Genomic DNA, 13,271 nt, shown 5'->3' with positions numbered 1-13,271 from the left:
TCGCGCCGAACGGCACCTCCGGGTGCGGAGGCGCTCTCGGTCCGGCGCGGCTCAGGCGGTGATGTCCTTGTTGGTCAGGCGGGCCCAGGCCGCGGAGCCGAAGACGGCGACGTAGAGAGCCTGGAGGCCGAGGTTCTTGAGCACCGGGTCCCAGTAGACCGGGTCGCGCAGGACGTCTCCGAAGGACAGCCAGTAGTGCGGGAAGAGATAGGGGTGCACCACGTCCAACTGCGGGATGGTGTCCACGATCTGCACGGTGATCAGCAGCCCGACGGTGGCGGCCATGGCGGTGACACCGCTGTTGGTCATCGTCGAGATGAAGAGTCCGATCGCGGCCAGTCCCAGCAGCGAAGCGGCCACCAGGAGGGCGATCAGCATCGCCCGCAGCAGCCCCTCACCGAACGACACGGAGGTGCCCGAGAGCAGTGTGACCTCGCCGACGGGGAAGAGCAGCGCTCCGACGGCCAGCGCCGAGAGGGCTACGGCCAGCGTGGCGGCCAGGCAGAAGACGACGGTGGTGGCGTACTTCGCCAGCAGCAGCCTGGTCCGTCCGGCGGGGGCGACCAGCAGATAGCGCAGGGTGCCTCCGGCGGCCTCACCGGCGATGGAGTCTCCGGCGATCATCCCGACCGTCATGGGCAGGAAGAAGGGCAGGGTGACGGCGAGCGAGGTAAAGACGAGGAAGAGCCCGTTGTTGGTGACCTGGGCGATGAAGGCAGGCCCGTCGCCCCCTCCGTCACCGACGGAACCGCCGTCGCTCGTCTCGATCTTGACCGCGATGCCGACCAGGATCGGCACGACCATCAGGACCAGGAGCAAGGAGAGTGTCCGCCAGCGCCGGAAGGTGGTGACCAGCTCGCTGCGGAAGAGGCCCAGCGGCCTGAGCCGTTGGCGTACGGCGCCCGCCGCGCCCTGGCCGCCCTCCGCCGGGCCGGGGGCCGTGCCCGCGGGACCCTTGGCGGGCCCGGCGGGGGGCCGCGAGCCCTGCTCGCCGGTGCCCGTGCCGCTCAGTGCGGTCTCAGCCCGCGACATCGAAACCCTCCCCGGTCAGCGCGACGAATATGTCCTCGAGTGAGGCCCTCTCCACGCCGAAGGCCCGCACGCGGACGTCGGCTCGTACGAGCGCCGCGTTCAGGTCGGCCAGTTCGGGCGGCTCCGTGACGGGAAGCTCTCCGGTGACGCGCTCACCGTCGACGGTCACGTCGGTCACCCCGTGCTCCTTGAGGACGGGCACCGCCTCGGCCCCGTCCGGTGTGGTGACGGCGAGACGTCCGCGGGCGCCTGCGGACATCTCGGCGACGGTCCCCTGGGTGATCAGCCGTCCCCGGCTCATCACCGCCGTGTGCGTGCAGACCTGCTCTATCTCGTCCAGGAGGTGGGAGGAAAGGAAGACCGTGATGCCGTCGTCGGCCAGTTCCCGCACCAGGGTCCTGATCTCGCGCATGCCCTGGGGGTCCAGCCCGTTCGTCGGCTCGTCCAGGACGAGCAGCTGACGCGGCTGGAGCAGCGCGGAGGCAAGCCCCAGCCGCTGCTTCATACCCAGCGAGTACGCCTTCGCCTTCTTGCCGCCCGCCGCCGCGAGGCCGACCCGGTCCAGCGCCTCGGCCACCCGGGCCCGGCGGGTACGGGGGTCGGCCGTGGGGTCGGCCGCGTCGTAGCGGAGGAGGTTGTCCCGGCCGGAGAGGAAGCCGTACAGCGCGGGCCCCTCGATCAGTGCGCCCACCTGGGGCAGGACCCGACCGGCCGCGTGCGGCATCGGCTGGCCCAGCAACCGGGCGGTGCCCTCGGAGGGCTCTATCAGGCCGAGCAGCATCCGGATCGTCGTCGTCTTGCCGGAGCCGTTGGGCCCGAGAAAGCCGAAGACGCTGCCCCGGGGCACGGTCAGCTCCAGGCTGTCCACGGCCAACTGGCCGCCCCGGAAGCGCTTGCTGAGCCCACTCGTCTCGACAACGGCTTCGGCCGCGTCCGTCATGGTGATCCCATGCTCCCGTGGTAGGACCTTCGCCGCCACCCGGCACGAGGCCGGGCAGCGGCGAAGGGTGGGTGAGTCCCGGTTACTTCGCGGACTGGTTGGCAGCCTTGACGAGACCGTCCTTGGTGACGGCACCGGCGTAGACCTTGCCGTCCTCGGTGAGCAGGACGTTCACCAGCTTGGTCTCGAAGACCCGGCCGGTGCCGAAGTCGCCCGTGACCTCGTCCGTGAGCCCGTCGAGCAGGCTCTTGGCCATCGAAGAGTCCATGCCCTCCTTGGCGTCCTGGCCACCGGGGCCGCCCGCGCCGGTCAGGGCGCCCTCGGGCAGCTCGATCTCGGCCACGGTGTTCCAGCCTTCACCGAGCACCTCGAGACCGGAGAGGCCCTCAAGGCCGTCAGCTCCGCCCCTTCCCTCCTTCGACCAGTCCTGGCCGCGCTTCTCCGCTTCGCCGCCGAGCTTCTGCTCGGTGACCTCGGCACCCTTCGGCGCCTTGAAGTCGAAGGTGCTCGCGTCCGGCTTGCCGAAGTCGACCTTGGTGTAGCCGATGTCGATGACGGACTTGCCGCCACCCTTCGGGTTGAGCGTGAGCTTCAGCGGTGTGCCGTTGTCGCCGTCGACCGCGATCCGGATCGACTCGACGGTGGAGTCGGCGGCGGCCTTCGGCTTGATCACCAGCTGGTACGCGTCCCGCCCGGCGACCTTGGCGGTGCCGTCCACGGAGACCGAGGTCGTCTTGTCCACCGCCTTCAGCGCCTGCTTCGCCGCCTCCTGCGGGGTCAGGTCCGCCAGGTCGCCCGAAGCCTTCCCCTGCTTGCCGGTACCCTTGCCCGCCCCGGCGGGTGCCTTGGCGTGCATGACCGAGTTCGACGCGCTGTCGTACGTCCACACGTCCTTGCCGTTGTGGATGACGCTGTACTCCGCCGCGTCCTCGACGATCGAGACGCGCTGCTTGTCGGGCCCGTCGGCCGCGACCCGCAGAGTGTGCTCGCCGGAGGCCAGCTCCATGAGCTTCTTCTGTGGCGCGGCCTCGGACCCCTCGCCCTTGCCGCCGCCCTTGTCGCCCTCGTCCTGGCCGCGGTCGCCGCCGAACGGCCCACCGCGGTCGCCGCCGCCGGAGGAGCCGGGCAGCGCGGGCAGCCCGAGGTCGGTCTTGACCTTGACGGTGCCGGACACCTGGTCGACGTCCGACTCGGCGATCTTCGCGACGAGCTCTTCCGCAGTGATCTTCGGCAGGTCCGGGTCACCGCTGCTGGCCAGCGCCGGGACAAGCCCGATGGTGGCGGCAGCGACCCCCGCGACAGCGACCGGTACGCCGTACCGCATCGCCTTCCTGCCCGACCTGTTCGGACTGCTCGGTTGGATCTGTGCCATGTGTGTGCCCTACCTCCATGTCGGCGGCGGTCCTGTACCTCGCACTCGTCCATCCCCTTGCCGCCATTGTCACCCGAACCGGTGGAGGATGGTGACTCCATGGGACCAAATCGGGCGCGGCATGGCGTCAGACGAGGGGGGCAAGTCCATGTACTCCCGAGGGATGACACGGACCGGCCCGATATCCGCCGGTCGGCAGTCCGGCGCTCCGCCATCCGTGGCCGCCGTCTGGCGCCCGCCGACCGACCGCCCACCGACCGCCCGCCGCCGGGCCGGCCAGGCGCCGCCGGGCGGAAGCGGTCAGCCCGCCCGGTGCACCACCGCGTCACACAGTGCCGACAGCGCCGCCCGCGCGGGCCCGTCCGGCAGCGGCGCCAGCATCGCCCGCGCCTCGTCCGCGTAGCGGACGGTGTCCTTGCGTGCCTGCGCAAGCGCCGGGTGCGCCCGTACGCCCGCGAGGGCCTCCGCGTGCCGGGCGTCGTCCGTCAGGTCGCCGTCCAGCAGCTCGCACAGGGCCCGGTCCTCCGGCGAGCCACCCGCCGCCGCCTGGGCGCGCAGGTGCAGCACGGGCAGGGTCGGGATGCCCTCGCGCAGGTCGGTGCCGGGGGTCTTGCCGGATTCGCGTGAGTCGCTGGCGATGTCCAGCACGTCGTCGGCCAGCTGGAAGGCGACGCCGATCCGCTCGCCGTACTGCGTCATGATCGACAGCGTCCGCTCGTCGGCCCCCGCCATCATCGCGCCGAAGCGCCCCGCGACGGCGATCAGCGAGCCGGTCTTGCCGCCGATCACCTCGAGGTAGTGGTCGACCGGATCCTGCCCGTCCTGCGGCCCGGCCGTCTCCATGATCTGGCCGGTGACCAGCCGCTCGAAGGCGCCCGCCTGGATACGCACGGCCTCCGGGCCGAGGTCGGCCAGGATGTGCGAGGCGCGCGCGAAGAGGAAGTCGCCGGTGAGCACGGCCACCGAGTTGTTCCAGTGGGCGTTGGCGCTGGGCACGCCCCGGCGGACGTCGGCCTCGTCCATCACGTCGTCGTGGTAGAGCGTCGCCAGGTGGGTCAGCTCGACCACGACCGCCGACGGCACCACCCCTGGCGCGTGCGGATCACCGAACTGCGCCCCCAGCATCACCAGCAGCGGCCGGAAGCGCTTCCCCCCGGCCCGCACGAGGTGCTGAGCAGCTCCCGTTATGAACGGCACATCGCTCTTGGTGGCCTCGAAAAGCCCCTCTTCGACGGCCGCCAACCCCGCCTGGACATCGGCTTCGAGAGCCTGGTCCCGCATGCTCAGCCCGAAAGTCCCGCCGACGGTCACGAGGGGTACTCCTGTCTACGCCGCTTGCCGATGCATCGATGCCACCATCCCTGGCAGGGTAGCCGGTCGGTTGTCGATCATTACCCCCGCGTACCTCCGGGCGCACCGCTCCCGACACCCGCACAGCCCTCTCGGCCCGCACCGCCCGCCGCACCCGCCGCGCCCCCGGCTCCGGCGGCCTCGCCCCGGGTTCCCAGCGGCGCGAGGCCGTAACCTGTTCCCGGCCCTGACCGGCGACGACCTCGAAGGCGAGGCACCACAGATGACCGACGCGACCGCGCTCGATCTCCCCGGAGACGACCTCTTCGGACCGGACAATCTCCCCTACGGCCTCTACACCACGGCGGACGCCCCCGACCACCCCCGCATCGGGGTCCGCTACGGCGCGCACGTGCTGGACGCGGGCGCCGCCGCGGCGGCCTTCGGCTCCCCGCACGCCGCGCTGCTCCAGCGGCCCCTGCTGAACCCCCTGATGGCCGCCGGCCGCCCCGTCTGGCGTGCCGTGCGCGCCGAGCTGCGCGAGTGGCTGACGGCCCCCGCGCACCGCGCGACCACGGCGGGGCTGCTGCGCCCGCTCGCCGAGGTGACCCTGCGGCTGCCCTTCGAGGTGGCCGACTACGTCGACTTCTACGCCAGCGAGCACCACGCCACCAACGTCGGCCGGATCTTCCGCCCGGACGGCGAGCCCCTGACGCCCAACTGGAAGCACCTGCCCATCGGCTACCACGGCCGCGCGGGCACCGTGGTCGTCTCCGGCACCCCGGTCGTACGCCCCACCGGCCAGCGCAAGCCGCCCGCCGAGCCGTCACCGCTGTTCGGGCCCTCCACCCGGCTGGACATCGAGGCCGAGGTCGGCTTCGTGGTCGGCACCCCGTCCGCGCTGGGCGCGCCGGTGGGCCAAGGCGCCTTCCGGGACCACGTCTTCGGCGTCTGCCTGCTCAACGACTGGTCCGCACGGGACATCCAGGCATGGGAGTACGTGCCCCTGGGCCCCTTCCTCGGGAAGTCCTTCGCGACGTCCGTCTCCCCCTGGGTGACCCCGCTGGACGCCCTGGACGCGGCCCGTACGGCGCCGCCCGCCCGGGACCTGCCGCTGCTGCCCTATCTCGACGACGGCGACTCCTCCGGCCACGAGCCGGGCGGCCTGGACATCCGGATCACGGTCCGGCTCAACGGCGCCACGGTCGCCGAGCCGCCGTTCTCCTCGATGTACTGGACGGCGGCCCAGCAGCTGGCCCACCTGACGGTGAACGGCGCCTCCCTGCGCACCGGCGACCTGTACGCGTCCGGCACGGTCAGCGGCCCGGACCCGGACCAGTACGGCAGCTTCCTGGAGCTGACGGCGGGCAAGGGCCCCTTCCTCGCGGACGGGGACGAGGTGGTGCTCAGCGCCTGGGCGCCCGGCCCCGGCGGCACCCGGATCGGCCTGGGCGAGGTGACCGGGCGGATCGAGCCCGCCGGTGCGAGCTGAGCGGCCCGGGGGCGGACGAAGCGGACGGCCGGGTTCCCGTCCCGGGGTCCGGCGGACGGGGCCTGTTAGTTTGACGTGTCCGCGGCCGGTCCAGGTCGCCGGGTCTACGGAGGAGTGGCACGTGCGCACGTCAACGCGAAGGACGACGGCCGGAGCGGCCTCACTGGTGGCCGCCCTGCTGGTCGGCGGCTGCGGTGGCAGCGACGGGGACGGCGGGGACGGCGGGGACGAGGCGGCACCGGAGAAGTCCGCCTCCGCGCCGTCCGACCCGGGTGGGGACGACAAGAGCGGCGACGACAAGAGCGCGGAGGAGGACGGCACCGGCGAGGTGTCGGCCTCGGCCCTGGAGGGCAGCTGGTCGACGGACGCGCTGCACGCCGACAAGGGCCTGCTGATCCTGGCCGTCGCCAAGGGGGACGTCATGCTCGCGGGCTCGACCACCTGCACGGGCAAGCTGGACGAGGGCACCCAGCCGCTCGGGCTGGACCTGACGTGCGCGGACGGCAGTTCGGACTACGCCAAGGGCACCGTGGAGAGCCTCCAGGGCAAGACGCTCAAGGTCACCTGGGCGTCCGGGAAGAAGAGCACCTTCAGCAAGGACGACATGGCGAACCTGCCGGACCTGCCCCCCGGCTGACCCACCGCTCACCAACCCCCGCACACAGCGGTACGGCCCGGTGCCCCCGAGGGGGTGCCGGGCCGTACCGCTGCCGCGTGCGGGAAGGGCGGCGCGGTGCACGCCCCTCCCACCTGAGCCGGAGCCGCTCGCGCTACCGGACGAACACGCCCGCCTGCCCCGCGAGGTCCAGGAAGTACTGCGGGGCGACCCCGAGCACCACCGTGACCGCCACACCGACCGTGATGGCCGTGACGGTCATCGGGCTGGGCACCGCGACGCTGGGCCCGTCCGCCTTGGGCTCGTGGAAGAACATCAGCACGATCACCCGGATGTAGAAGAACGCGGCGACGGCCGACGAGATCACGCCGATCACCACCAGCGTCCCGGCGCCGCTCTCCGCCGCGGCCTTGAAGACGGCGAACTTGCCGGTGAAGCCGGAGGTGAGCGGGATGCCCGCGAACGCCAGCAGGAACACCGCGAACACGGCGGCCACCAGCGGCGAACGGCGGCCCAGACCGGCCCACTTGGAGAGGTGGGTCGCCTCGCCGCCCGCGTCCCGCACCAGGGTGACCACGGCGAAGGCGCCAAGGGTCACGAAGGAGTACGCGGCCAGGTAGAACAGCACCGAGGACACGCCGTCCTCCGAGGTCGCGATGACACCGGCGAGCATGAACCCGGCGTGCGCGATGGAGGAGTAGGCCAGCATCCGCTTGATGTCGGTCTGGGTGATGGCGACAATCGCACCGCCCAGCATGGTGACGATGGCGACGCCCCACATCACCGGCTCCCAGTCCCAGCGCAGCCCCGGCAGCACCACGTACAGCAGCCGCAGCAGCGCGCCGAAGCCCGCCACCTTGGTGGCGGAGGCCATGAGGCCGGTGACCGGGGTGGGGGCGCCCTGGTAGACGTCCGGCGTCCACATGTGGAACGGGACGGCGCCCACCTTGAAGAGCATGCCGACCAGGATCATCGCGCCGCCGATGAGCAGCAGCGCGTCGTTCCCCATCGTCCCGGCGAGCGCCGGGTCGGTGGTCGGCTCGGCGCCGCTGACGACGCGGGCGATGCCGGAGTAGTCGACCGCGCCCGCGTAGCCGTACAGCAGGGCGATGCCGAACAGCAGGAAGGCCGAGGAGAAGGCGCCCAGCAGGAAGTACTTGACCGCCGCCTCCTGGGACATCAGGCGGTTGCGGCGGGCCAGCGCGCACAGGATGTACAGCGGCAGGGAGAAGACCTCGAGCGCGATGAAGAGCGTCAGCAGGTCGTTGGCGGCCGGGAAGATCAGCATGCCCGCCAGGGCGAACATCGCCAGCGGGAAGACCTCGGTGGTGGTGAAGCCGGCCCGGACCGCGTCCCGTTCGGCCTGGCCGCCGGGGGTGGCGGCGGCCTGCGGGGCGAACGAGTCGACGTGCCTGCCGTGTGCCTTCGGGTCCAGCCGCCGTTCGGCGAAGGTGAAGACGGCGATCACGCCGACCAGCAGGATGGTGCCCTGGAGGAAGAGCGCCGGGCCGTCCACCGCGATGGCGCCCATGGCGGCGATCTGCGCCTTGCTGGTGCCGTAGCCGTCCAGGGCCAGCGCGAGGACGGCCGCGAAGGCCGAGGCCAGACCGGCGACCGCGACGACCACCTGCGCGCCGTAGCGCAGCCTGCGCGGCAGGAACGCCTCGATCAGGATGCCGGCGAGGGCGGCACCGAGGACGATCAGCGTCGGCGACAGCTGCGCGTACTCGATGTGCGGGCTGGGGATCTTGTCCGGCTCCTCCGCCGCGCTCATCCACAGGCTGTGGAGAGATTGCGTGGTGCTCACTTGGCAGCCTCCACATCAGGAGCGGGGTCGTGCTGTCGCACGTCGGAGAGTGTGTGCTCGACCGCTGGGTTGACGATGTCCGTCAGCGGCTTGGGGAAGACGCCGAGGAAGATGAGCAGCGCGATCAGCGGGGCCGCCACGGCCAGTTCGCGGACGCGCAGGTCGGGCATGCCCTCCACCCCGGCCTTGACCGGGCCGGTCATGGTGCGCTGGTAGAGGACGAGCACGTAGAGCGCGGCCAGCACGATGGTCGCGGCGGCGATGATGCCGATGACCGGGTAGCGGCTGAACGTGCCGACCAGGACGAGGAACTCGCTGATGAACGGCGCCAGTCCGGGCAGGGACAGGGTGGCCAGCCCGCCGATCAGGAAGGTGCCCGCGAGCACCGGGGCGACCTTCTGCACTCCTCCGTAGTCGGCGATGAGCCGGGAGCCGCGCCGCGAGATCAGGAATCCGGCGACCAGCATCAGCACGGCCGTGGAGAGGCCGTGGTTGACCATGTAGAGCGTGGCGCCGCCCTGACCCTGGGAGGTCATCGCGAAGATGCCCAGGATGATGAAGCCGAAGTGCGAGATCGAGGCGTAGGCGATGAGCCGCTTGATGTCCCGCTGGCCCACCGCGAGCAGCGCGCCGTAGATGATGCTGATCAGCGCCAGCACCAGCACGACCGGCGTCGCCCATTCGCTCGCCTCCGGGAAGAGCCCGAGGCAGAAGCGGAGCATGGCGAAGGTGCCCACCTTGTCGACCACCGCGGTGATCAGTACGGCGACCGGTGCGGTGGACTCGCCCATCGCGTTCGGCAGCCAGGTGTGCAGCGGGAAGAGCGGGGCCTTGATCGCGAAGGCGAAGAAGAAGCCCAGGAAGAGCCAGCGTTCGGTGCCGGTGGCCATGTCCAGCTCGCCGTTGGCGCGGGCCTCGGTGATGGCCTGGAGCGAGAAGGTGCCCTCGCCCATCTGGTCGGCGGTGACCACGTACAGGCCGACGACCGCGGCCAGCATGATCAGGCCGCCCGCGAGGTTGTAGAGCAGGAACTTCACTGCCGCGTAGCTGCGCTGGCGGGACGCCTCCTCCTCACCGTGCTCGTGCGCCCGGTCGCCGAAGCCGCCGATCAGGAAGTAGAGCGGGATGAGCATCGCTTCGAAGAGGATGTAGAAGAGGAAGACGTCCGTGGCCAGGAAGGACAGCAGCACCATCGCCTCGACGGCCAGGATCAGCGCGAAGAAGCCCTGGGTGGGGCGCCAGCGGCGGCCCGGCTTGTCGCCGCCCGCCCCCTCCGCGCGCTCCGGCTCGTCCGCGTCGTGCCAGCCCGCCAGGATGACGAACGGGACGAGCACGGCGGTGAGCGCGACCAGGACGGCGCCGATGCCGTCCACGCCCAGCTCGTAGCGGACTCCGAACTCCGCGATCCACGCGTGCGACTCGGTCAGCTGGTAGCGGTCGCCGTCCGGGTCGAAGCGGATCAGCACGATCGCCGCGAGCACGACCGTCGCCAGCGAGACGCACAGCGCCAGCCACTTGGCCAGGGCACGCTGTGCGGCGGGCACGGCCGCGGTGGCGACCGCTCCGGCCGCCGGGAGCACGGCCACGGCCGTCAGCAGGGGAAATGACATCTCAGACCGCCCTCATCAGCAGGGTCGCGGCGACGAGTACCGCCGCACCCCCGAACATCGAGACCGCGTACGAGCGGACGAAACCGTTCTGGAGCCGCCGCAGCCTGCCGGACAGGCCGCCGACCGAGGCGGCGGTGCCGTTGACGACCCCGTCGACCAGCTTGTGGTCGACGTAGACCAGGCCGCGGGTCAGGTACTCGCCGGGCTTGACCAGGGCGACGTGGTTGAAGTCGTCCTGGAGCAGGTCGCGGCGCGCGGCGCGGGTGAGCAGGCTGCCGCGCGGGGCGACGACGGGCACCGGGCGGCGGCCGTACTGGAGGTAGGCGGCGCCGACGCCGATGAGCAGCGCGACGACGGTCATCATCGTGACGGTCGTCGCCGACATCGGCGGATGGCCGTGCTCGAAGTCGGTGACCGGCTCCAGCCAGTGCACGAAGGACTCGTTCCACTTGAACAGGCCGCCCGCGAAGACCGAGCCGAAGGCCAGCACGATCATCGGGATCGTCATCGACTTGGGCGACTCGTGCGGGTGTACCGCGTTCTCGCCCGTCTCCGACCAGCGCTTCTCACCGAAGAAGGTGAGCGCCATGACCCGCGTCATGTAGTACGCGGTGATGGCCGCGCCCAGCAGGGTGACCGAGCCCAGAATCCAGCCCTGGGTGCCGCCCTTGGCGAAGGCGGCCTCGATGATCTGGTCCTTGGAGAAGAAGCCGGAGAGTCCGGGGAAGCCGATGATCGCGAGATAGCCGAGGCCGAAGGTGACGAAGGTGACCGGCATGTACTTGCGGAGGCCGCCGTAGCGGCGCATGTCCACCTCGTCGTTCATGCCGTGCATGACCGAGCCCGCGCCGAGGAACAGCCCGGCCTTGAAGAAGCCGTGCGTCACCAGGTGCATGATGGCGAACGCGTAGCCGATCGGGCCGAGCCCGGCGGCCAGCATCATGTAGCCGATCTGCGACATCGTGGAGCCCGCGAGGGCCTTCTTGATGTCGTCCTTGGCGCAACCGACGAACGCGCCGAAGAGCAGCGTGACCGCGCCGACGACCACGACGACGGTCTGCGCGTCGGGCGCGGCGTTGAAGATCGCGCCGGAGCGGGTGATGAGGTACACGCCCGCCGTCACCATCGTCGCCGCGTGGATCAGGGCCGAGACCGGGGTCGGGCCCTCCATCGCGTCGCCCAGCCAGGACTGGAGCGGCACCTGCGCCGACTTGCCGCAGGCGGCCAGCAGCAGCATCAGGCCGATGGCCGTCAGCTTGCCCTCACTGGTCTCACCGGTGGACTCCAGGACCGGCCCGAAGGCGAAGGTGCCGAAGGTGGTGAACATCAGCATGATCGCGATCGACAGGCCGACGTCGCCGACCCGGTTGACCAGGAACGCCTTCTTCGCGGCGGTCGCGGCGCTCGGCTTGTGCTGCCAGAAGCCGATGAGCAGGTACGAGGCGAGGCCCACGCCCTCCCAGCCGACGTACAGCAGCAGGAAGTTGTCGGCCAGCACCAGCAGCAGCATGGCCGCCAGGAAGAGGTTGAGGTAGCCGAAGAAGCGGCGGCGCCGCTCGTCGTGCTCCATGTAGCCGACGGAGTAGAGATGGATCAGCGTGCCCACGCCGGTGATCAGCAGCACGAAGGTCATCGACAGCTGGTCGAGCTGGAAGGCGACGTCCGCCTGGAAGCCGCCGACCGGAATCCAGCTGAACAGATGCTGGTGCATGCCGCGTTGCTCGGCGTCCTGCCCGAGCATGTCGGCGAAGAGCACCAGCGCGAGCACGAACGAGAGCCCGGCCAGGGCGGTGCCCAGCCAGTGTCCCGTCCGGTCGAGCCGGCGACCGCCGCACAGCAGTACGGCCGCGCCGAGGAGCGGGGCTCCGACGAGCAGCCCGATGAGTGATTCCACTGGTCCGTACTCCTTACAGCTTCATCAGGCTGGCGTCGTCGACCGAGGCCGAGTGGCGGGAGCGGAACAGCGTCACGATGATCGCCAGGCCGACGACGACTTCGGCGGCGGCGACGACCATGGTGAAGAACGCCATGATCTGGCCGTCGAGGTTGCCGTGCAGCCGGGAGAAGCTGACCAGCGCGAGGTTGCTGGCGTTCAGCATCAGCTCGATACACATGAAGATGACGATGGCGTTCCGCCTGATCAGCACCCCGGCGGCACCGATGGTGAAGAGCAGCGCCGCGAGATAGAGGTAGTTGACCGGATTCACTGGGTCTTCTCCTTCGCCCTGTCCGGCCCCGTTTTGCCGGAACCGGGGTTGCCGGAACCGGGGTCACCCGGGGGCGGGCCGGCTTCGGGCCGGTCCTCCGGTTCGTCGCGGCCGAGGGCCTCCTCCGTCCGCTGCTCCAGCGCGGCCAGATCGGCGAGCGCCTTGCCGGAGACGTCCCGTACCTGGCCGCGGGCGCGCAGCGTCGGGTTGACGGTCAGCTCGGACGGGCTGCCGTCCGGCAGCAGGCCGGGGATGTCCACGGCGTTGTGCCGGGCGTAGACGCCCGGTGCGGGCAGCGGCGGCACCTGCCGGTTCTCGCGCACCCGGCGCTCGGCCAGCTCACGCTGGGTGGAGCGGCGTTCGGTGCGCTCTCGGTGGGTGAGGACCATGGCGGCGACGGCCGCGGTGACCAGCAGGGCCCCGGTGATCTCGAACGCGAAGACGTACTTCGTGAAGATCAGCCGGGCCAGGCCGAACACGTTGCCGTCGGCGTTGGCCTCCTCCAGCCCCTCGAAGGTGCTGACCGAGGCGTTGCCCAGGCCGCCGATGAGCAGCACGCCGAAGCCGAGGCCGCACAGCGCGGCCATCCAGCGTTGGCCCTTGATCGTCTCCTTGAGGGAGTCCTCGGCGGTGACACCCACCAGCATCAGCACGAAGAGGAAGAGCATCATCACGGCGCCGGTGTAGACGACGATCTGGACGATGCCCAGGAAGTACGCGCCGTTGGCGAGGTAGAAGACCGCCAGGATGATCATGGTCCCGGCCAGCGAGAGCGCGGAGTGCACGGACCGCTTGAGGAAGACGGTGCCGAGCGCGCCCAGCACCGCCACCGTGCCCAGGACCCAGAACTGCACGGCCTCGCCGCTGGAGGTGTGCGAGGCCGAGGCGAGCGAGGCGGCCAGCTC

General features: G+C 71.0%; 11 protein-coding genes. 2 read left to right on the top strand and 9 right to left on the bottom strand.

Annotated features, from left to right (window positions below; all coding sequences use genetic code 11):
- Nucleotides 1-51: 51 nt before the first annotated feature.
- From H299_RS0118690 to H299_RS0118675, 4 genes are all read right to left on the bottom strand, one after another.
- On the bottom strand, nt 52-1,032 hold the full coding sequence (locus H299_RS0118690; protein WP_027749642.1) for an ABC transporter permease subunit: 981 nt from the start codon (nt 1,030-1,032) through the stop codon (nt 52-54).
- Complete coding sequence (locus H299_RS0118685; RefSeq protein ID WP_051262615.1) at nt 1,019-1,972, bottom strand: ABC transporter ATP-binding protein; 954 nt, start codon at nt 1,970-1,972, stop codon at nt 1,019-1,021. The genes H299_RS0118690 and H299_RS0118685 overlap by 14 nt, the downstream gene beginning before the upstream one ends.
- A gap of 82 nt (nt 1,973-2,054) precedes the next feature.
- Entirely contained in the window at nt 2,055-3,344 is a 1,290-nt protein-coding gene (locus tag H299_RS0118680) for a DUF2092 domain-containing protein (RefSeq protein WP_027749640.1), read from the bottom strand.
- A gap of 300 nt (nt 3,345-3,644) precedes the next feature.
- Complete coding sequence (locus H299_RS0118675) at nt 3,645-4,655, bottom strand: polyprenyl synthetase family protein (RefSeq protein WP_027749639.1); 1,011 nt, start codon at nt 4,653-4,655, stop codon at nt 3,645-3,647.
- Between the two features lie 262 nt (nt 4,656-4,917).
- Here H299_RS0118675 and fahA point away from each other — a divergent pair, with 262 nt between their 5' ends.
- The gene (gene fahA, locus H299_RS0118670; RefSeq protein WP_027749638.1) at nt 4,918-6,126 is read left to right on the top strand and encodes a fumarylacetoacetase; all 1,209 of its coding nucleotides are present in this window, start codon (nt 4,918-4,920) and stop codon (nt 6,124-6,126) included.
- A gap of 121 nt (nt 6,127-6,247) precedes the next feature.
- Nucleotides 6,248-6,763 (top strand): hypothetical protein, encoded by a 516-nt coding sequence (locus H299_RS34945; protein ID WP_158692354.1) that lies wholly within the window; start codon nt 6,248-6,250, stop codon nt 6,761-6,763.
- A 133-nt stretch (nt 6,764-6,896) separates the two neighbouring features.
- Here the strand turns inward: H299_RS34945 and nuoN are convergent, their stop codons facing one another.
- Genes nuoN through H299_RS0118640 form a run of 5 tightly spaced genes read right to left on the bottom strand, consistent with a single transcriptional unit; the run spans nt 6,897 to nt 13,268 of the window.
- Nucleotides 6,897-8,516, bottom strand: coding sequence for an NADH-quinone oxidoreductase subunit NuoN (gene nuoN, locus H299_RS0118660; RefSeq protein ID WP_486587337.1), 1,620 nt, complete (start codon nt 8,514-8,516; stop codon nt 6,897-6,899).
- A gap of 29 nt (nt 8,517-8,545) precedes the next feature.
- Nucleotides 8,546-10,159 carry an NADH-quinone oxidoreductase subunit M gene (locus tag H299_RS0118655; RefSeq protein WP_027749636.1) on the bottom strand — a complete coding sequence of 538 codons (1,614 nt, stop codon included), beginning with the start codon at nt 10,157-10,159 and terminating at the stop codon, nt 8,546-8,548.
- 1 nt (nt 10,160) lies between these two features.
- Entirely contained in the window at nt 10,161-12,053 is a 1,893-nt protein-coding gene (gene nuoL / locus H299_RS0118650) for an NADH-quinone oxidoreductase subunit L (RefSeq protein ID WP_027749635.1), read from the bottom strand.
- Nucleotides 12,054-12,066: 13 nt separating this feature from the next.
- Nucleotides 12,067-12,366, bottom strand: coding sequence for an NADH-quinone oxidoreductase subunit NuoK (gene nuoK / locus H299_RS0118645; RefSeq protein WP_027749634.1), 300 nt, complete (start codon nt 12,364-12,366; stop codon nt 12,067-12,069).
- Nucleotides 12,363-13,268, bottom strand: a complete 906-nt coding sequence (locus H299_RS0118640) for an NADH-quinone oxidoreductase subunit J (protein WP_027749633.1) — start codon at nt 13,266-13,268, stop codon at nt 12,363-12,365. Before H299_RS0118640 ends, nuoK begins: the two co-directional genes overlap by 4 nt.
- Nucleotides 13,269-13,271: the final 3 nt, after the last annotated feature.

The sequence above is a fragment of the Streptomyces sp. CNH287 genome, from assembly GCF_000424825.1.
Note: the sequence above shows the minus strand (reverse complement) of the source record. Positions and strands in the feature narration are given on the sequence as shown.

Coding starts and splice junctions, on each gene's coding strand:
- H299_RS0118690 (WP_027749642.1), bottom strand. CDS start 1,032: ATGTCGCGGGCTGAGACCGCACTGAGCGGCACGGGCACCGGCGAGCAG.
- H299_RS0118685 (WP_051262615.1), bottom strand. CDS start 1,972: ATGACGGACGCGGCCGAAGCCGTTGTCGAGACGAGTGGGCTCAGCAAG.
- H299_RS0118680 (WP_027749640.1), bottom strand. CDS start 3,344: ATGGCACAGATCCAACCGAGCAGTCCGAACAGGTCGGGCAGGAAGGCG.
- fahA (WP_027749638.1), top strand. CDS start 4,918: ATGACCGACGCGACCGCGCTCGATCTCCCCGGAGACGACCTCTTCGGA.
- nuoN (WP_486587337.1), bottom strand. CDS start 8,516: ATGAGCGCGGCGGAGGAGCCGGACAAGATCCCCAGCCCGCACATCGAG.
- H299_RS0118655 (WP_027749636.1), bottom strand. CDS start 10,159: ATGTCATTTCCCCTGCTGACGGCCGTGGCCGTGCTCCCGGCGGCCGGA.